This is a genomic window from Kitasatospora sp. NPDC056531, assembly GCF_042794375.1.
Taxonomy (GTDB): Bacteria; Actinomycetota; Actinomycetes; order Streptomycetales; family Streptomycetaceae; genus Kitasatospora.
On record NZ_JBHTTU010000001.1, the window covers coordinates 80456 to 99970 of the forward strand.

The following is a 19515-nucleotide window of genomic DNA, read 5'->3' on the forward strand; positions in this document are numbered from 1 at the left end:
CCGACCCGTCCCGATCCTGGAGCATCCGCGCATGTCGGCACGACACCGCCCCGACCTCCCCGCCGGGGACCTCAGTGACCCGGTCCTGAAGGTCCACCCGTTGGGCCGCTCGCTCGGCCTGCCCAAGCGGCCGGCCGCCCGCGCCGACTCCGCGCTGGTGCTGACCTCGCCCTCCGGCGAGCACCAGGTCTTCCTCCCGCCGCACCGCCCCGGCTTCAGCGATCTGGTCGGCCGCGGCTACCAGGCCGCGTACGAGATCGACCTCGGCCTGCACCACCTGAGGATGGTGGAGCGGCTGCCCGGCCGGGACGACGTCGGCGCCTTCGAGGCGGTGGTGGAGATCGACTGGCAGGTCACGGTCCCGGAGCTGGTGGTGACCAGCCGGATCGGTGACGTCCCGGCCGTGCTCGTCCCCCGCATCCGGCAGCGGATGCGCGCGGTCACCCGCGCCCTCACCACCGACCAGAGCGGCGAGGCCGAACTCGCCGTCCAACAGGCGCTGGACGAGTACCCGGTCGCCGAGGCCGAGGGCCTGCGGGTGGGCTGCGCCGTCCAGCTCGACATCGACCAGGCCGCCCGCGACCAGAAGGAGCGGCTGCGCGGGTACCACTTCGACACCCAGGCCCATCCGCACGCCCTCCGGCAGGTCCAGGAGGCGAACGAGATCCTGGCCGCGAAGGCGAAGTTCTACCAATACCACCTGGAGCAGGGCGGGGTGGCCGCCTGGGCCCTCCAGGTCGCCGCCCACCCGGAGGACCTGCCGCGGGCGCTCGGCTACCTGAAGGACGAGCAGCAGGAGCTGGTCCAGGGGCAGCTCTCGGTGATCCAGCGACTGCTCGACCAGGACGCCCTGGAGGACTTCGAGCTGGAGGGCCCGCGCCAGGACGCCAAGGCCGCGTTCGAGGCCATCCTGCGCGCCCGGCCCGGCGCCCCGGAGAAGCCCCGGCTCGACAAGGGCCCGAACCCGACGCTCCCCCAGTGAACCCGAGGAACCCGTAGGCGCCGGCCTGTTCCCACTGGTCACCGCCCTGCTGCTGGGCCGACCCGGATCCGCACACCCGTCCAGACCCGTCCAGACCCGTCCAGACCCGTCCAGACCCGTCCACCGCCGTACGGACGCCGCTGCCGCGCGCGTCCCGTCCCAAGGACTCCGTCATGACCGAACCGACCCATCCGGACGCTCCGCCGCCGCAGTACCCGACGTCCCCGCCGCCGTACCCGACCGTCCCGCCGCAGCAGCCGCACGGCGCTCCCCAGCACCCGGCCGCGGCCCCGCCGCAGTACCCGGCCCCGGCTCCTCAGCACCCCACCGCGGCCCCGCCGCAGTACCCGGCCCCGGCTCCTCAGCACCCCACCGCGGCCCCGCAGTACCCCACCACCGTCCCGCCGCAGTACGCGCCCCCGCCCCCGCCCCCGCACCAGCCCCCGCAGCAGCCGCCCCGCGTCCCCGCCCAGGGCTTCGCCCCGCCGCCCGCACCGCCGCAGCCGCCCGTACTCGACCCCACGGTCGACATCGACCCGCACACCGGCCGGATCCACATGGCCGCCCGCCAGCGCGGCGCCGACGCCACCACGATCGGTCAGCTGCTGTTCCAGCTCCCGCACTTCCTCTGCAGCCTGCTGGTCGTCACGCTGGTCTCGCTGCTCCTCCCCGAGCCGCTCAACTGGCTGCTGATCGGCCTCTGGGTCGCCTCCGGCGCCCTGGTCTTCCACCGCCCGACGGAGAAGCTCCTCGCCCGCTACCTCTTCCGGATGCGCCCCGCGCTGCACTCCGAGCTGACCCGGCTGGAGCCGATCTGGCACCAGGTGACCGCCAAGGCGGGGGTGAGCCCGGAGTCGTACGACCTGTGGATCGAGGACCACAAGGCGATCAACGCCACCGCCGCCGCCGGACACATCGTCGGCGTGACCCGGTACGCGCTGGAGACCCTCCCCGACGCCCAGCTGGCCGCCGTGCTCGCGCATGAGCTCGGCCACCACCGCGGCGGTCACGCCTGGGCGACCCTGCTCGGCTACTGGTACTCGATGCCGGCCCGGATCGCCTGGGTGGTCTTCCGGTTCGCGGCGGTCATCGCGTTCCAGATCGCCTCGATCTTCTCGCTGCTCGGCGCCCTCGTGGTCGGGCTGGTCGCGGTGGTCCTGGTGGTGGCCGTGGCCTTCTCCTTCCCGCCACTGCTGCTGGTCCTGGTCACGCCGTACCTGCTCGCCGCGGTCGGCCGCCGCTCCGAGCTGCGGGCGGACATCCAGGCTGCCGAGCTCGGCTTCGCCGACGCCATGATCGAGGTCTTCCACGGCTTCCTGCGGGACGAGGAGGCGGCGCTGGCGGTCGCCGCGCGGGAGAACGGCGGCAAGGCCGTCCGTCCGGGCCTCGGTCAGCGGCTGCTCTCCACCCACCCCGACACCCACACCCGGATCCGCCGTCTGGAGGACTGGCGCGCGGCAGCCGCCGCCGGCACGCGCTGAACCAGCCCGCTGAGCACACCCGCTGAGCGCGCCCGGTAGCCGGAAACGCCGCAGGGCGGCCACCCCGTGAGGGGTGACCGCCCTGCGATCAGCGGCCGTCGCCGGCCGAAAAGGTGACTCAGCCGGTGTACGGGCCGTAGTCGTAGTCGTCCAGCGGAACCGCCTGGCCGGAGCCGGCGCCGAAGGGCGACAGGTCGTAGTCGTCGTAGCCGACGGCCGAGTACATCGCGGCCTTGGCCTCCTCGGTCGGCTCGACCCGGATGTTGCGGTAGCGGGGAAGACCCGTACCGGCCGGGATGAGCTTACCGAGGATGACGTTCTCCTTGAGGCCCAGCAGCGGGTCCGACTTGGCGTGGATCGCCGCGTCGGTGAGGACCCGGGTCGTCTCCTGGAAGGAGGCGGCCGACAGCCAGGACTCGGTGGCCAGCGAGGCCTTGGTGATACCCATCAGCTGCGGACGGCCGGAGGCGGGGTGACCGCCCTCGGAGACCACACGACGGTTCTCGGTCTCGAAGCGACCACGCTCGACCAGCTCGCCCGGGAGCAGCTCGGCGTCGCCCGACTCGATGATCGTCACGCGGCGGAGCATCTGCCGGATGATGATCTCGATGTGCTTGTCGTGGATCGACACGCCCTGCGAGTTGTAGACCTTCTGGACCTCGGCGACCAGGTGGACCTGGACGGCACGCTGGCCCATGATGCGCAGGACGTCGTGCGGGTTGGTGGCACCCATGGTCAGCTTCTGGCCGACCTCGACCGCCTCGCCCTCGCTGACCAGCAGCTTCACACGCTTCGAGACCGGGTAGGCGATCTCGTCGGTGCCGTCGTCCGGCGTGATGACGATCTTGCGGGTCTTCTCGGTGTCCTCGATCCGCGCCCGGCCCGTGGCCTCCGAGATCGGGGCCACACCCTTGGGGGTACGGGCCTCGAAGAGCTCGACGACACGCGGCAGACCCTGGGTGATGTCGTCACCGGCCACACCACCGGTGTGGAAGGTACGCATGGTCAGCTGGGTACCGGGCTCACCGATGGACTGGGCGGCGATGATGCCGACCGCCTCACCGATGTCGACCAGCTTGCCGGTGGCCAGCGAACGGCCGTAGCAGAAGGCACAGGTGCCGACGGCCGACTCACAGGTCAGGATCGAGCGGACCTTGACCTCGGCGATGCCGTGGCGGATCAGCTCGTCGATCAGCACGTCACCGAGGTCGGTGTTGGCGGTGGCCAGCAGCTTGCCGTCGACGGTGATGTCCTCGGCGAGCATGCGGGCGTACACGCTGGTCTCGACGTCGTCGGCCTTGCGCAGCACGCCGTCGGCGCCCACGGAGCCGATCGACAGCTTCAGGCCGCGCTCGGTGCCGCAGTCCTCCTCGCGAATGATGACGTCCTGGGAGACGTCGACCAGACGACGGGTGAGGTAGCCGGAGTCGGCGGTACGGAGGGCGGTGTCGGCCAGACCCTTACGGGCACCGTGGGTGGAGATGAAGTACTCCAGCACGGTGAGACCCTCACGGAACGACGCCTTGATGGGTCGCGGGATGGTCTCGTTCTTGGCGTTCGACACCAGACCACGCATACCGGCGATCTGGCGCATCTGCATCATGTTTCCACGAGCACCCGAGTCGACCATCATGAAGATGGGGTTCGTCTTCGGGAAGTTCGCGGCCATGGCGTCCGCGACCTCGTTGGTCGCCTGGGTCCAGATGCCGACGAGCTCCTGCTTGCGCTCGTCGTTGGTGATCAGACCGCGCTCGTACTGCTTCTGGACCTTCTCCGCCTTCGCCTCGAAGCCCTCCAGGATCTGGGGCTTGCTCGGCGGGACGATGACGTCCGAGATCGAGACGGTGACACCCGAACGGGTCGACCAGTGGAAGCCGGACGCCTTCAGGTTGTCCAGGGTCGCCGCGACGACGACCTTGGGGTAGCGCTCCGCCAGGTCGTTGACGATCGCGGAGAGCTGCTTCTTGCCCACCTCGTAGTCGACGAACGGGTAGTCCTCGGGCAGCAGCTCGTTGAAGAGCGCGCGGCCCAGGGTGGTGGTCAGGCGGAAGGGCTCGCCCTCGAACCAGGTCTGCTGGCCGTCCTCGTCCACCGGAGCGGTCCAGCCGCGCGGCGGGACGGTGCCGGCACCGAGGCGCAGTTCGATCGGGGCCTGGACGTCCAGCTCGCGGGCGTCGAAGGCCATGATCGCCTCGGCGGTCGACGAGAAGGAGCGGCCGGCGCCCTTCACGTTGTCGCGGTCCGAGGTCAGGAAGAACAGACCGAGCACCATGTCCTGGGTCGGCATGGTGACGGGGCGACCGTCGGCCGGCTTCAGGATGTTGTTCGAGGACAGCATCAGGATGCGGGCCTCGGCCTGCGCCTCCGCGGAGAGCGGCAGGTGGACGGCCATCTGGTCACCGTCGAAGTCCGCGTTGAACGCGGTGCAGACGAGCGGGTGGATCTGGATGGCCTTGCCCTCGACCAGCTGCGGCTCGAAGGCCTGGATGCCGAGGCGGTGCAGGGTGGGCGCACGGTTCAGCAGGACCGGGTGCTCGGCGATGACCTCTTCGAGCACGTCCCACACGACCGGGCGGGCACGCTCGACCATGCGCTTGGCCGACTTGATGTTCTGCGCGTGGTTCAGGTCGACCAGGCGCTTCATCACGAACGGCTTGAAGAGCTCCAGCGCCATGGCCTTCGGCAGACCGCACTGGTGCAGCTTGAGCTGCGGGCCGACGACGATGACCGAACGGGCCGAGTAGTCGACTCGCTTGCCGAGCAGGTTCTGGCGGAAACGACCCTGCTTGCCCTTCAGCATGTCGCTGAGGGACTTCAGCGGGCGGTTGCCCGGGCCGGTGACCGGACGGCCGCGGCGGCCGTTGTCGAACAGCGCGTCGACGGCCTCCTGGAGCATGCGCTTCTCGTTGTTCACGATGATCTCGGGGGCACCGAGGTCGAGCAGGCGCTTCAGGCGGTTGTTGCGGTTGATCACGCGGCGGTACAGGTCGTTCAGGTCGGAGGTCGCGAAGCGGCCACCGTCCAGCTGCACCATCGGACGCAGGTCCGGCGGGATGACCGGGACGCAGTCCAGCACCATGCCGTTGGGCTTGTTGCTGGTCTGCAGGAACGCGGAGACGACCTTGAGGCGCTTCAGCGCACGGGTCTTCTTCTGGCCCTTGCCGGTGCGGATGATCTCGCGCAGGCGCTCGGCCTCTTCGGCCAGGTCGAAGGTCTCCAGGCGGTCCTTGAGGGCCGCCGCGCCCATCGAGCCGGAGAAGTAGGTGCCGAAGCGGTCGCGCAGCTCGCGGTAGAGCAGCTCGTCGCCCTCGAGGTCCTGGACCTTGAGGTTCTTGAAGCGGGCCCACACCTCGTCGAGGCGGTCGAGCTCGCGCTGCGCGCGGTCGCGCAGCTGCTTCATCTCGCGCTCGGCGCCCTCGCGCACCTTGCGGCGCACGTCGGCCTTGGCGCCCTCGGCCTCCAGCTCGGCCAGGTCGGTCTCGGCCTTCTTGGCGCGGGCCTCGAGGTCGGAGTCGCGACGGTTCTCGATCTGCTGACGCTCGACCGAGACGTGCGCCTCCAGGGACGGCAGGTCGCGCTGGCGGCGCTCGTCGTCGACCCAGGTGATCATGTAGGCGGCGAAGTAGATGACCTTCTCGAGGTCCTTCGGCGCCAGGTCGAGCAGGTAGCCGAGGCGGGACGGCACACCCTTGAAGTACCAGATGTGGGTGACCGGGGCGGCCAGCTCGATGTGGCCCATCCGCTCACGACGCACCTTGGCGCGGGTCACCTCGACGCCGCAGCGCTCACAGATGATGCCCTTGAAGCGGACGCGCTTGTACTTACCGCAGTAGCACTCCCAGTCCCGGGTGGGGCCGAAGATCTTCTCGCAGAAGAGGCCGTCCTTTTCGGGCTTCAGGGTGCGGTAGTTGATGGTCTCCGGCTTCTTGACCTCGCCGTGCGACCACTGGCGGATGTCGTCGGCGGTGGCCAGGCCGATGCGGAGCTCGTCGAAGAAGTTGACGTCAAGCACTGGTCGTCAAGCCCTCTTTCGTAATTCGAGAGTCTTATCTGTGGTCTGAGGGGGGCCTGGGGGCGGGCCGGCTGCTCGGGGCAGCCGGCCCGGCCTCCGTCAGACCTCTTCGACGCTGCTCGGCTCGCGCCGGGACAGGTCGATGCCGAGCTCCTCGGCGGCGCGGAACACGTCCTCGTCGGAGTCCCGCATCTCGATGGACTGGCCGTCCGAGGACAGCACCTCCACGTTGAGGCAGAGCGACTGCATTTCCTTGATGAGAACCTTGAAGGACTCGGGAATGCCGGGCTCGGGGATGTTCTCGCCCTTGACGATGGCCTCGTAGACCTTGACTCGGCCGAGGACGTCGTCGGACTTGATGGTGAGCAGCTCCTGCAGTGCGTACGCAGCGCCGTACGCCTCCAGGGCCCACACCTCCATCTCACCGAAGCGCTGACCACCGAACTGCGCCTTACCACCGAGCGGCTGCTGGGTGATCATCGAGTACGGACCGGTCGAACGGGCGTGCAGCTTGTCGTCGACCAGGTGGTGCAGCTTGAGGATGTACATGTAGCCGACCGAGACCGGCATCGGGAACGGCTCGCCGGAGCGGCCGTCGAACAGCCGGGCCTTGCCGGTGGAGTTCACCAGGCGCTCACCGTCACGGGTGAGGGTGGTGTTGTCCAGCAGGCCGGTGATCTCGTCCTCGCGGGCACCGTCGAAGACCGGGGTGGCGAGGTTGGTGCCACCCACGACCTGGTCGGCGCCGATCGACTGCAGGCGCTTGGCCCACTCGTCGGCGAGACCGGAGACGTCCCAGCCCTGCTTGGCGAGCCACCCGAGGTGGATCTCCAGAACCTGTCCCGGGTTCATTCGGGACGGGACACCCAGCGGGTTGAGGATGATGTCGACCGGGGTGCCGTCCTCCAGGAAGGGCATGTCCTCGACCGGGAGGATCTTGGAGATGACACCCTTGTTGCCGTGGCGGCCGGCGAGCTTGTCACCGTTGGTGATCTTGCGCTTCTGGGCCACGTAGACGCGGACCAGCTGGTTCACGCCCGGGGGAAGCTCGTCGCCCTCTTCGCGGTCGAAGACGCGGACGCCGATGACCTTGCCGGACTCACCGTGCGGGACCTTCAGCGAGGTGTCGCGGACCTCACGGGCCTTCTCGCCGAAGATCGCGCGGAGCAGGCGCTCCTCGGGGGTCAGCTCGGTCTCACCCTTCGGGGTGACCTTGCCGACGAGGATGTCACCGGTGACGACGTCGGCGCCGATCCGGATGATGCCGCGCTCGTCGAGGTCCGCGAGGACCTCCTCGGAGACGTTCGGGATGTCCCGGGTGATCTCCTCGGGGCCGAGCTTGGTGTCACGGGCGTCGACCTCGTGCTCCTCGATGTGGATCGAGGAGAGGACGTCGTCCTGCACGAGGCGCTGCGACAGGATGATCGCGTCCTCGTAGTTGTGACCCTCCCACGACATGAACGCCACGAGCAGGTTCTTGCCGAGGGCCATCTCGCCCGCGTCGGTGCAGGGGCCGTCGGCCAGCACCTGGCCGGACTCGACCCGGGCGCCCTCGTCCACGAGCACCTTCTGGTTGAAGGCGGTGCCCTGGTTGGAGCGGGTGAACTTGGCGGCGCGGTACGTGGTGTACGTGCCGTCGTCGTTGGCCACGGTGACGTAGTCGGCCGAGACCTCCTGAACGACACCGGCCTTCTCGGCGGTGATGACGTCCGCGGCGTCGACGGCGCAGCGGTACTCCATGCCGGTACCGACCAGCGGGGCCTCGCTCTTCAGCAGCGGCACCGCCTGGCGCATCATGTTCGAGCCCATGAGCGCGCGGTTGGCGTCGTCGTGCTCGAGGAACGGGATCATGGCGGTCGCGACCGACACCATCTGGCGCGGCGAGACGTCCATGTAGTCGATCTCGGTGCCGGGGATGTAGTCGATCTCGCCACCACGGCGGCGGACCAGGACACGCGGCTCGGCGAAGGTCAGCTCCGCCGTCAGCGGGGCGTTGGCCTGCGCGATGACGTAGCGGTCCTCCTCATCGGCCGTGAGGTAGTCGACCTGCTCGGTGACGACACCCTCGATGACCTTGCGGTACGGGGTCTCGATGAAGCCGAAGGCGTTGACCCGGCCGTACGAGGCCAGCGACCCGATCAGACCGATGTTCGGGCCTTCCGGGGTCTCGATCGGACACATGCGGCCGTAGTGCGAGGGGTGCACGTCACGGACCTCGAAGCCGGCGCGCTCACGGGAGAGACCACCGGGGCCGAGGGCGGACAGACGACGCTTGTGGGTCAGGCCCGACAGCGGGTTCGTCTGGTCCATGAACTGCGACAGCTGGCTGGTGCCGAAGAACTCCTTGATGGAGGCGACGACCGGCCGGATGTTGATCAGGGTCTGCGGCGTGATCGCCTCGACGTCCTGGGTGGTCATGCGCTCGCGCACGACGCGCTCCATGCGGGCGAGACCCGTACGGACCTGGTTCTGGATGAGCTCGCCGACGTTGCGCAGGCGGCGGTTGCCGAAGTGGTCGATGTCGTCGACCTCGACCACGATGTCGCGGCCGGTCTCGTCGCGCCACTCGGTCTCACCGGCGTGCAGCTTCACCAGGTACTTGATCGCACCGATGATGTCGGGCTCGGTGAGCACGCCGGAGTCCAGCGACTCGGCGTTGCCCAGCTTGCGGTTGAGCTTGTACCGGCCGACCTTCGCCAGGTCGTAGCGCTTCGGGTTGAAGTACAGGTTCTCCAGAAGCGTCTGCGCGGCCTCGCGCGTCGGCGGCTCGCCCGGACGCAGCTTGCGGTAGATGTCCAGCAGCGCGTCGTCCTGGCCCTGGGTGTGGTCCTTCTCCAGGGTGTTGCGCATCGACTCGTACTCGCCGAACTCCTCGAGAATCATCTCGTTGGTCCAGCCGAGAGCCTTGAGCAGCACGGTGACGGACTGCTTGCGCTTGCGGTCGATGCGGACGCCGACCATGTCGCGCTTGTCGATCTCCATCTCCAGCCAGGCACCACGCGAGGGGATGACCTTGCAGGAGTAGATGTCCTTGTCGGACACCTTGTCCAGGGTGGAGTCGAAGTACACACCCGGGGAGCGGACCAGCTGCGACACGACGACACGCTCGGTGCCGTTGATCACGAACGTGCCCTTGTGGGTCATGAGCGGGAAATCGCCCATGAAGACCGTCTGAGACTTGATCTCACCGGTCTCGTTGTTGGTGAACTCGGCCGTGACGAAGAGCGGAGCCGCGTACGTGAAGTCGCGGTCCTTGCACTCGTCAATGGAGTTCTTCGGCGGCTCGAAACGGTGGTCGCGGAAGGTCAGGGACATCGACCCGCTGAAGTCCTCGATCGGGGAGATCTCCTCGAAGATCTCCTCCAGACCGGACTTGGTGGGGACGTCCTGACCAGACTCCAGCGCCTGCTCGACCCGGGTCTTCCAGGCCGCGTTGCCGAGCAGCCAGTCAAAGCTCTCGGTCTGCAGGGCCAGGAGGTTCGGGACCTCGAGGGGCTCCTTGATCTTCGCGAAGGAGACGCGGAGCGGGGCGGTGGATGCGGCGGAATTGTTCGAGGCGTTGCGCGGCGCGGCCAAGAGGGGGGTCCTTCCGAGGGCTCGGAGCTCACTACGCGCGTACCAGCCGGGCCTGCTTGAGCCTAGGTGCCGCCTCCCGCCACCGGCCTCCGCCGGGGTCGAAACCCCAGGTCAGAGCCGCTTCGCGGAGGCGGTGCCAGACCCCTTCAGGGCAACGCAAACTCCGGGCGACGAGTCACGGAGAAGCTAACAGGCAGCGCAAAGGGACAGTGTAGCCAAAGGCCACACTGCTGTCCAGCTCTGATTCGGAAACCGAATCGGAGACTCCTCCCGGTAGCCGGCGGACGCGGGCGCCCACCGGGTACTGCTCTAACTCACGTGGAGTCATTTCCCGCCGCAGCCGCTGGTTATGCATCCAGCCGCAAACCAACCGGGCGGACTCGCGCCTTGAGAATCGCGCGCCGCGCCGGGTTCGTCAAGGGCCCGCCGGCGGTGCGGACCTCGACCCGTTCATCGGCCCGAAGCCCTCCGGCGTTACAGAAGCCGTGGTGGGGGCCACCGTCGATGACGGTGATCACCATACTCCTCGGCGCCGACAGTGCCGAGTGGGCGTTCGGCCACACCGGTGGTTCGGGACGACCTCCGGAAACGCGAAAAGGCCGGGCCGACCACCCGCAAGGGTGATCGGCCCGGCCTCAGGCCCCCTCAGAGGGGGCGAGGAGTCACTTGACGGTGACCTTGGCGCCAGCGGCCTCGAGGGCAGCCTTGGCCTTCTCGGCAACGTCCTTGGCAACCTTCTCCAGGACCTTGGCACCAGCGGTGTCAACGAGGTCCTTGGCCTCCTTCAGGCCGAGGGAGGTCAGGGTGCGCACCTCCTTGATGACCTGGATCTTCTTGTCGCCGGCACCGTCGAGGATGACGTCGAACTCGTCCTGCTCCTCAGCGGCCTCGGCGGCCGGGCCGGCAACGCCGGCGGCGGCAACGGCGACCGGAGCGGCAGCGGTGACGTCGAACTTCTCCTCGAAGGCCTTCACGAAGGCAGCGAGCTCGATGAGGGTGAGCTCCTCGAACTGCGCGAGCAGCTCGTCCTGGGTCAGCTTCGCCATGATTGGCGTCCTTCCACTAAATCGGCAGGTGGTGCCGGATGTACGGGTTGGCGGGCGTACGGGCCCGCAGCGAGGCGTGAGCCTGCGGAATTACTCCGCGGCCTCGTCCTCGGCGGCGGGAGCCGGCGTACCGGCACCGCCCTGCTCGACCTTGTCGCGCAGCGCGTCCACGGTGCGGACGAGCTTCGACGGCAGGGCCTGGAAGAGCGCGGCAGCCTGGGACTGCTTGGCCTTCAGGGCACCCGCCAGCTTGGCGAGCAGCACCTCGCGGGACTCGAGGTCCGCGAGCTTCTTGATCTCATCGGCGGACAGCGCCTTGCCGTCAAGGACACCGCCCTTGATGATGAGAGCGGGGTTCTCCTTGGCGAAGTCACGCAGAGCCTTCGCCGACTCCACCGGGTCACCGGTGACGAAGGCGACAGCCGTCGGACCGTTGAACAGGTCGTCCAGCTCGGAGATCCCGGCCTCATTGGCCGCGATCTTGGTCAGCGTGTTCTTCACCACGGCGTACTCGGCGTTGTCGCCGAGCGAGCGACGCAGGGTCTTGACCTGCTTCACCGAGAGACCGCGGTACTCGGTCAGCAGCGCCGCGGAGGAGCCACGGAACTTGTCCGTGATCTCGGCGACGGCAGCAGCCTTGTCGGGCCTGGCCATAGGCTTACGCCTCCTTCCGTGATGTCGAAGTCCGGCCGACCGTGAAGTCGACCATTCACACCTCGAACCGACCGGACGGAAGGAAAGCTCTTGCGGAAATGCAATGAGCCCCGGTGCGCAGGCGCACGGGGCTCGAAACGACCTCGACGGGCGACCCGCGCGAACGCGGACCCGGAAATCGAAGCTCCAGACACACCTGCGCGGGCTGCCTGCGCGAAGCGCAGATCCTTCGGCCACCGACTCCCTCACGGGCGCTCGGCGACAACCAGCGGTCTTTGGCTTCGGTAACAGTAACCGGACTCGTTCGTACGGCGCAAATCGCCCCTCGGCGGGTGAAGTCCCGGGGCCGGCTCAGCGGGCCAGCGGGGAGATCGTCCGGACCCCGGTGTCCACGGTGTCCGTCTCGGCCGGGGCCTGGGCCGAGAGCAGCGGCCCGGCGAAGTCCGAGTAGAGCACCGAGTCGTCCGCCTGGCCGCTGTCCCCGCTGCCGGTGCGCTGGAGCCGGACCAGCTGGTCCTTGTCGTTGAGCCAGAGGTCCACGGTGAGCGAGAGCGAGCCGCCGGGCGCCAGGGCCGCCCGCAGGCCGTCCCGGCGGGCCTGGCTCAGCTGGGTCTGGGCGGCCGCGTACTTCTCGGCGGTGGTGGTCACCCGGTAGTGCTCGACGGTCGAGTCCTCGTACTTCTCCTCGCCGACGAAGGTCGGGTCCACCCCGTCGGCGGTGGCCGCGGCCAGCGCCTCGACCGGGTTCAGCAGGTCGATCAGCCCCGCGTACGGGACCTCCTTGTGACCGTCCGGTCCGGGCGGGACGGAGAAGCGCTCCCAGTGCTTGCCGCCGTTGCGGGCCGCGGTCGCGGCGTCGCCGCCCTGGTAGGCGACGGTGTCCACGACGATCAGCTGCTCGGCCTCGGCCGGGGTGGAGCGCTTGATCTGCAGCGCCGTCTTGGGCGCCCAGAACAGCGGGCCGGAGCCGGCGTCGGCGCCCAGCCGGTAGCTGACCTTGGCCCGGCGGGCGGTCTGCGCGGCCAGCTCGGCGGCGAGCAGCACACCGTGCGGCGACCGGTCGGTCGGCTTGGCCGGACCGGTCGGGGTCGCGCTGGTCGACGGGGCACTGGCGGACGTCGGACTGCCGGACGGCGTGTCGGCGGCGTCGTCGCCCCCGCCGCAGCCGGTCAGCCCGCTCGCGAGCACGGCGACCGCGGCCAGCGCCGCCAACCGCTGCCGTCCCGCCATCGTCCGTTCCCCTCTCACCCGGGCCACCTTGCCATCCGGACCGGGGTCAGCCGGTGGCGGCCCCCTCGTTGCGCTTCACGGGTCGGGCCACGCCACCGGATCGGACGAACCGGGCACCGGGACGGAGCCCGGGGCGCCGTACGGCGGGCGGACGCGTCGGCCCGCGCGGAAAGACCCCGGGCGCCGGACGCGCCCGGGGTCGTGAGCCGGTCGGCCCGGACGGAGCCGCACCGGTCCGTCCGGGTCCCCCACTACCGGCCGTGGGTCAGCTGTTGCCGCCCGCGAGCTTCTGCAGCTCGGAGGACTCCACGGTGTCGGCCGGGTCGGGCGAGGTGGTGGTGACCGCCACGCCGTAGTCCGAGTAGAGGACGCTGGCCTTGAAGGTGCCGGCCTTGGTGTCGCCCGCCTCGGTGCGCTGCACGACGAGCTTGTCGGCGTCGACCCAGACGTCGATCGTCTCACTGGTGATGCCGGCGGTGGTCAGCTTCTCCTTGAGCTGGTCGAGCTGGTCCTGGGTCATGCCCTTGCCGGCCGCCGCGGCGATGTCGTTGGAGTTGAGCACGCCGGTGTAGTGGGTGGTGGCCTTGCCGGCCACGGTCTCCTGGCCGACCTCGGTCACCTTGCCGGTGGCGATCAGCGAGCGCACGCCCTCGACCGGGTCCGCGCTCTTGAGCTGGTCGGAGGCGCCGCCGGTGGCCTTGGCCTGGTCGGCCTGGCTGTAGTGCATCCAGTGCTTGCCACCCAGGGCGTCGACGGCCTGGCCGCCGATCTTCAGGAACATCCCGTCCTTGGTGAAGCGGTACGGCGCGGACTCGCTGCCGGTGAGGCCCGCGATGACCTTGCCGACCGGCGAGCCGGACATGTCCATCGTGAGGTCGCCCTGGAGGCCGTCGGCCCAGGAGATCGCGCCGGTGCCCTTCATGGCGACCGCGCCGATCGTGATCGTCTCGTCGACCTTGGCGGACTTGGCGGCGCTGGTCTTCTGGGTGACCTGCTCCAGGTAGACCGCCGGGCTCACCTTTGTCGGGGTGGCGGCGGACGGGGTGGCCGCAGCGGCCGAGCTCGGCGCGGCCGGGGCCGGGGCCGCCGGGGCGGCGTTCTTGCTGTCGTCGTTGTTGTTGCAGGCGGTCGCGGTCAGCGCCAGGGCGGCGAGGACGACGGCGACGGCGGTCTTGCGGGTTCCAGCCATTGGTTCCCCCCTTGAGAACCCCCGGGCGCGCGGTGCGCCCGGGGCGGTAGCCGGTGGTCTGTGCGGATCGAGCGGGTGCGGGACCGGCTCAGCCGAACAGCTTGAGCAGGTCGGCCTGGGAGCCGAGGTCGCCGGCGGCGGGCGCCTCGATCTTGTCGCCCTTGCCCAGGTCGGAGTACTTGACGGTGACGGCCTTCGACTCGCCGTTCGTGTCGCCGTACTCCTGGTACTTCACGAGCTCCTGCTTGCCGTTCAGCCAGAAGTCGATGGTGAGGGTCTTGCCGTCCTCCTCCAGCAGCTTCTGGACGGACTGGCGCTGCTCCGGCGAGAGCGCGGTCATCCCGGCCACCAGGACCGAGGTGTCCTCGACCGACCGCAGGTGGGTGGTCTGGACGCCGTCCACGGTCTCCTGGCCGACCTTGCTCAGCTTGCCGCTCTGGGCGGCGACGGTGAGCTGGGCAACCGGATTCATCATCTGGCCCATCACGACGAAGGCACCGCCCATCTTCTCCGAGGCGGGCACCTTGACCCAGTGCTTGCCGCCCAGGGCCGGGGCGCCGGCGTCGTCGCCGCCGACGTACGCGTCCGTCCCGACCACCCGGACCTTGAGCTTCTTGCCCTCCATGTCGGCGGCCAGGTCCACGGAAACCTTGGCCGGGTCCTTCCAGTCGGCGGTGCCGCCGCCGCCGAGGTTGGAGGTGTCCAGGGAGGTCATGGCGACCTTGCCGTTGCCGGCCTTCTGCATCACCAGGGCGGAGGCGGCCAGCGCGGCCTTCGGGTCCCCGGTCAGCGCGCCCGCGAGCGAGCCCGGGTCCTGGGCGGCGGCGCTCTTGGCATCGGTGCTCTTGGCGTCGCTGCCGCCCTTGCTGCCGCAGGCGGTGAGGGCGGCCAGCAGGACGGCGGCGGTCGCGACGGTCGAGGCGAGGCGCACAGCGCGCATGGAGGTACCCCCGTAGGTTCTTCGGAAGAGCCGATCCTCAGCTTCTTCTCACGCGGACTCTAACGGATCGCCGGATCCCTTCCGCACCGGATATCCCCCTCCCGTCACCCGGTTACGGCAGCTGTCGCATCCCCGGTGCCGGAGGCTGAGACGTCCGTCGTGGTCACCGTGGTTCCGGCGCTCCCCCGGGCCGTCTCACGCAACCTCAACAACCGCTGGCCGGGCCCGACCCAGACGTCGTAGCCGATCTCCGCCACCCCTTGTCGGCGGTACCAGTCGACCACCACCGCGAGCTGCTGCGGGCTCAGCTCCCGGTCCGCGCCGAAGTAGTCGGCCACCGACGCGGAGCCCTGGTAGTGCGCGACGGTGGTCCCGGCCAGCTGCTCGCCGCCGAGCGAGCCGAGCCGGTCGGTCTGGGCGATCGCGTACGCCCGGCTGCCCGGGTTGGTGACCAGCGCGGTGGTCCAGCCGCCCGCGTAGCCGTCCGGGTCGGCCCCGGCCTTCGGGTCGAGCGACTCCGCGGTGGCGCGGTCCGCGTGCTTGGCCGCGCCGCCCTGGTAGGCGAGGTCGACGGCGCCGTCCCGGAGGGTCAGCTGCCCGGTGCCCAGTTCGTCGGTGACGGTCAGCTCGGCCTCGTCCCGGTCGCCCCAGGCCAGCGTGCCGCTCGCGGTGCGCTTGCCGTCCGGGCCCTCCCGCACCACGTCGATCCGGGCGCCGCCGGTGTCGTCCAGCGCCTGGGCCGCCGTGAGCACCACCTGCTTGGGCGGCACCGGCGCCGGCTCACCGGGGACGCGGGTGCCGGGGGCGGCCAGGACGCTGCAGCCGGTGACGGTGCCGAGCAGCAACAGGGCCGCCGCGAGCGCGGCGGAGCGAAGGGCGGGCGGCACGGCACACTCCTGCGGTCACAGGTTCTCCACATGATCTGACCGGCAGAGCGTACGACGCTTCGGGCACACGTTCCCATCCGCCCGTGTCCCGATCCGGCAACCGTTTCGGCGACCCTTCCGGCGGCCCTCCCGACGGCCCCTTCCGCACCGACGAACGACGGCGGGCCCGCACCCCCGGTGAAGGGGATGCGGGCCCGCCGTACGGACTGCTCTAGAGCACTGGGGCTCAGACCGCGGCCGGGTCCTCCTCGACGAGGAGGTTGCGGGTGCGGTTCGGGTCCACCTGGATGCCGGGGCCCATGGTGGTCGAGAACGCGGTCTTCTTGATGTAGCGGCCCTTGGCGGCGGACGGCTTGGCGCGGAGCACCTCGTCCAGCGCGGCGGCGTAGTTCTCGACCAGCTGCTCGTCGGTGAAGGAGGCCTTACCGATGATGAAGTGCAGGTTCGAGTGCTTGTCGACGCGGAACTCGATCTTGCCGCCCTTGATCTCGTTCACAGCCTTGGCGGTGTCCGGGGTCACGGTGCCGGTCTTCGGGTTCGGCATCAGGCCACGGGGGCCGAGCACGCGGCCCAGGCGGCCGACCTTGCCCATGAGCTCCGGGGTGGCGACGACGGCGTCGAAGTCGAGGCGGCCCTTGGCGACCTCGTCGATGAGCTCGTCGGAGCCGACGATGTCGGCACCCGCAGCACGCGCGGCCTCGGCACGCTCGCCGGTCGCGAAGACCAGGACCCGAGCGGTCTTACCGGTGCCGTGCGGGAGGATCACGGTGCTGCGGACCATCTGGTCGGCCTTGCGCGGGTCGACGCCCAGACGCATGGCGACCTCAACGGTGCCGTCGAACTTGGTGGTGCTGGTCGCCTTGGCGAGGCGGACGGCCTCGAGGGGGGCGTAAAGGCGCTCGCGGTCGACCTGAGCGTCCGCGGCCTTCAGAGCCTTGCTGCGCTTCACTGCTGCTCCTGAATGGTGATTGGAGTTGTGGTAGTCAACGGGCCTGCGCAGGCCCTACCACAGGGGGACGAGAAGAGGAATCAGCCCTCGACCGTGATGCCCATCGACCGGGCGGTGCCGGCGATGATCTTCTCCGCCGCGTCCAGGTCGTTGGCGTTCAGGTCGGGCATCTTGGTGGTGGCGATGTCGCGGACCTGGGCGCTGGTGAGCTTGGCGACCTTGGTCTTGTGCGGCTCGCTGGAGCCCTTCTCGATACCGGCGGCCTTCAGGATGAGGCGCGCGGCCGGCGGCGTCTTCGTGATGAAGGTGAAGGAACGGTCCTCGTAGACCGTGATCTCCACCGGCACGATCATGCCGCGCTGCGACTCGGTCGCAGCGTTGTAGGCCTTGCAGAACTCCATGATGTTGACGCCGTGCTGGCCCAGCGCGGGGCCGACCGGCGGCGCCGGGTTGGCCGCACCGGCGTTGATCTGGAGCTTGATAAGCCCCGTGATCTTCTTCTTCTTGGGAGGCATGTCTCTCCGGGTCCTTCCGAGAGGTGATTGCTGGTGCGTACGGGACCGGGGCGACACCCGGCCGCCAGCACACACATCGGACCAGGCTAACGCGTCCGCGCCGCTGGACCAAAACGGATTCGGGGCAGGGCCCTCGGCCCCGCCCCGAATCCGAAGACCGTATGACTAGTTCTTCTGGATCTGGTCGAAGGAGAGCTCGACCGGGGTCTCCCGGCCGAAGATCTCGACCAGGCCCTTGACCTTCTTCGAGTCGGGGTTGATCTCGTTGATGGTCGCCTGCAGGGTCGCGAACGGGCCGTCGGTGACGGTGACCGAGTCGCCGACCTCGAAGTCCAGCACCTGGATCTCGGTCGGCTTGACCGGCGAGGGCTTGCCGGCCTCCTTGGCGGCCTGGCGCTCGACGTCCGGGGCGAGCATCTTGACGACCTCGTCCAGGGTCAGCGGGTACGGGTCGTAGGCGTTGCCGACGAAGCCGGTGACACCCGGGGTGTTGCGCACGACGCCCCAGGACTCGGGGGTGAGGTCCATGCGCACCAGGACGTAGCCGGGGAGCTTGTTCTGGCGGATGGTCTTGCGGTCGCCGTTCTTGATCTGGACGACCTCCTCCTGCGGCACCTCGGCCTGGAAGATGTACTCCTCGACGTTCAGCGAGACGGCGCGCTGCTCCAGGTTCTGCTTCACCCGGTTCTCGTAGCCGGCGTAGGTGTGGATCACGTACCACTCGCCCGGCATGAAGCGCAGGTCCTCGCGGAACTTGGCGACCGGGTCGACCTCGGCGGCGTCCTCGACGGACTCCTCGACGACGTCCTCGTCGGCGGCGAGCTCCTCGGTGCCGTCCTCCGCCGCGGCGACCTCCGCGTGCAGCGCGGCCTCCTCGGCGGGCTCGCCGGCCTCGGCCTCGTCGTACGCCTCGACCTCGTCCTCGTCGCTGTCCGAGGCGTCCACGATCTGCTCTGCGGTCTCGGCGTCGTCAGCCAGCTCGGCCGCGTCCAGCTCGGCGGCGACATCCGCCTCGCGGACGGTCTCGTCGGCGTCGTACAGGGGGGACTCAGACACGGTGGCTGCTTCTTTCCTGGAGATGGTGAAGGTGGCGCGCTCCGAAACCGGACCGGCGCGCGGCCGCTCGCGCGGGCGCCAGGAGAGGTCTCGGAGACTTCAACAGTACCGAGTCCACGGTACGCGCGCGTACGTCCGCCGCAGACAGCTCGACCCGGGCCGAGAATTCGGCCCGGGTCGGGAGGTGCTTTCGAAGGTGGGGCGGCCGGTCAGCCGAAGACCAGAAGGCTCAGCTTGGAGAAGCCGTAGTCCAGGCCGGCGACGAAGGCCATCACGACCACGACGAAGGTCACCACGACAGCGGTGTAGTTGGTGAGCTCGTTCCGGGAGGGCCAGACGACCTTGCGCAGCTCGGCGATGATCTGCCGGTAGAACAGACCCATCCGCGCGAACAGGCCCTTCTTGGCCCGCTTGCCGGACTTCTTCTTGCCGGACTTCCTGTCGCCCTCGGCAGACGTGGTCTCGGCAGCGCCGTCGGCCCCCTCGGGGTTGCCGCTCTCAGGCGTTGCGGTGGAGCCCGTGGTCTCCGTCACTCGTCCTCACCTGAATCCGGGTCCGGCCGAACATCACCTGCGTACCCGTTTGAGGCACGAGCGGTCGGCTTAAGCGGTGCTGATCGGTGCCCTCTCCGCATCAAGCCCGCTCGCTCTGTGGAGCGAACGGGCTGATAACGGATCAAGCAGCAGGGCAAGAGGGACTCGAACCCCCAACCGCCGGTTTTGGAGACCGGTGCTCTACCAATTGAGCTATTGCCCTACGGAGCCTTGCGACTCCTGATGGCGACCAACCTACCGTATCTCCCCCCGCTGTCTGTACAGGCGGTGAAAGCTCCGGTCTTTTTCGGTGGGCCGTCGAGGAGCGAGTGTACGTGGTCGAGGGGTGTTTGGTCGAACCTCTTCTTCCGAGGCCACCGGCCGCCCGGCAGATGTCCGGCCCGGCGCGGCGGTCACCGGCGGATCGGCGGGACCCCGATGCGGACGGAGCCGTACGGATACTGA

14 protein-coding genes and 1 tRNA gene are annotated in these 19515 nt (G+C 69.4%); 2 read left to right on the plus strand and 13 right to left on the minus strand.

The annotated features are described in order from the left end of the window. Positions 1 to 31: 31 nt before the first annotated feature. Positions 32 to 982 (plus strand): hypothetical protein, encoded by a 951-nt coding sequence (locus ACFQ87_RS00460; protein ID WP_380608295.1) that lies wholly within the window; start codon positions 32 to 34, stop codon positions 980 to 982. Positions 983 to 1155: 173 nt separating this feature from the next. Beyond that, positions 1156 to 2463, plus strand: coding sequence for a M48 family metalloprotease (locus ACFQ87_RS00465; protein ID WP_380608296.1), 1308 nt, complete (start codon positions 1156 to 1158; stop codon positions 2461 to 2463). 118 nt (positions 2464 to 2581) lie between these two features. Here ACFQ87_RS00465 and ACFQ87_RS00470 read toward each other — a convergent pair whose 3' ends face one another. The 13 genes from ACFQ87_RS00470 to ACFQ87_RS00530 form a co-directional block, all read right to left on the minus strand. Beyond that, positions 2582 to 6475 (minus strand): DNA-directed RNA polymerase subunit beta', encoded by a 3894-nt coding sequence (locus tag ACFQ87_RS00470; RefSeq protein WP_380608297.1) that lies wholly within the window; start codon positions 6473 to 6475, stop codon positions 2582 to 2584. Between the two features lie 99 nt (positions 6476 to 6574). Further along, the gene (gene rpoB / locus ACFQ87_RS00475; RefSeq protein ID WP_380608298.1) at positions 6575 to 10051 is read right to left on the minus strand and encodes a DNA-directed RNA polymerase subunit beta; all 3477 of its coding nucleotides are present in this window, start codon (positions 10049 to 10051) and stop codon (positions 6575 to 6577) included. A 662-nt stretch (positions 10052 to 10713) separates the two neighbouring features. Further along, positions 10714 to 11097: a 50S ribosomal protein L7/L12 gene (gene rplL / locus ACFQ87_RS00480; protein WP_380608299.1), complete on the minus strand. Its 384-nt coding sequence runs from the start codon at positions 11095 to 11097 to the stop codon at positions 10714 to 10716. A 90-nt stretch (positions 11098 to 11187) separates the two neighbouring features. After that, entirely contained in the window at positions 11188 to 11751 is a 564-nt protein-coding gene (gene rplJ / locus ACFQ87_RS00485; RefSeq protein ID WP_030290437.1) for a 50S ribosomal protein L10, read from the minus strand. A 351-nt stretch (positions 11752 to 12102) separates the two neighbouring features. Further along, complete coding sequence (locus tag ACFQ87_RS00490; RefSeq protein ID WP_380608300.1) at positions 12103 to 12981, minus strand: hypothetical protein; 879 nt, start codon at positions 12979 to 12981, stop codon at positions 12103 to 12105. A gap of 265 nt (positions 12982 to 13246) precedes the next feature. Beyond that, entirely contained in the window at positions 13247 to 14170 is a 924-nt protein-coding gene (locus ACFQ87_RS00495) for a hypothetical protein (protein ID WP_380608301.1), read from the minus strand. An 88-nt stretch (positions 14171 to 14258) separates the two neighbouring features. After that, positions 14259 to 15110, minus strand: a complete 852-nt coding sequence (locus ACFQ87_RS00500; RefSeq protein WP_380608302.1) for a hypothetical protein — start codon at positions 15108 to 15110, stop codon at positions 14259 to 14261. 104 nt (positions 15111 to 15214) lie between these two features. Next, complete coding sequence (locus ACFQ87_RS00505) at positions 15215 to 15997, minus strand: hypothetical protein (protein ID WP_380608303.1); 783 nt, start codon at positions 15995 to 15997, stop codon at positions 15215 to 15217. 226 nt (positions 15998 to 16223) lie between these two features. Then, a complete protein-coding gene (gene rplA / locus ACFQ87_RS00510) occupies positions 16224 to 16946 on the minus strand; it encodes a 50S ribosomal protein L1 (protein WP_380608304.1) in 723 nt (240 codons plus the stop codon). Between the two features lie 80 nt (positions 16947 to 17026). Then, entirely contained in the window at positions 17027 to 17461 is a 435-nt protein-coding gene (gene rplK / locus ACFQ87_RS00515; protein ID WP_380608305.1) for a 50S ribosomal protein L11, read from the minus strand. Between the two features lie 165 nt (positions 17462 to 17626). Further along, positions 17627 to 18517, minus strand: a complete 891-nt coding sequence (nusG, locus tag ACFQ87_RS00520) for a transcription termination/antitermination protein NusG (RefSeq protein ID WP_380608306.1) — start codon at positions 18515 to 18517, stop codon at positions 17627 to 17629. Between the two features lie 209 nt (positions 18518 to 18726). Beyond that, positions 18727 to 19050: a preprotein translocase subunit SecE gene (gene secE / locus ACFQ87_RS00525; RefSeq protein WP_380608307.1), complete on the minus strand. Its 324-nt coding sequence runs from the start codon at positions 19048 to 19050 to the stop codon at positions 18727 to 18729. A 150-nt stretch (positions 19051 to 19200) separates the two neighbouring features. Beyond that, a tRNA-Trp gene (locus ACFQ87_RS00530) sits at positions 19201 to 19273 on the minus strand. Positions 19274 to 19515 lie beyond the last annotated feature (242 nt).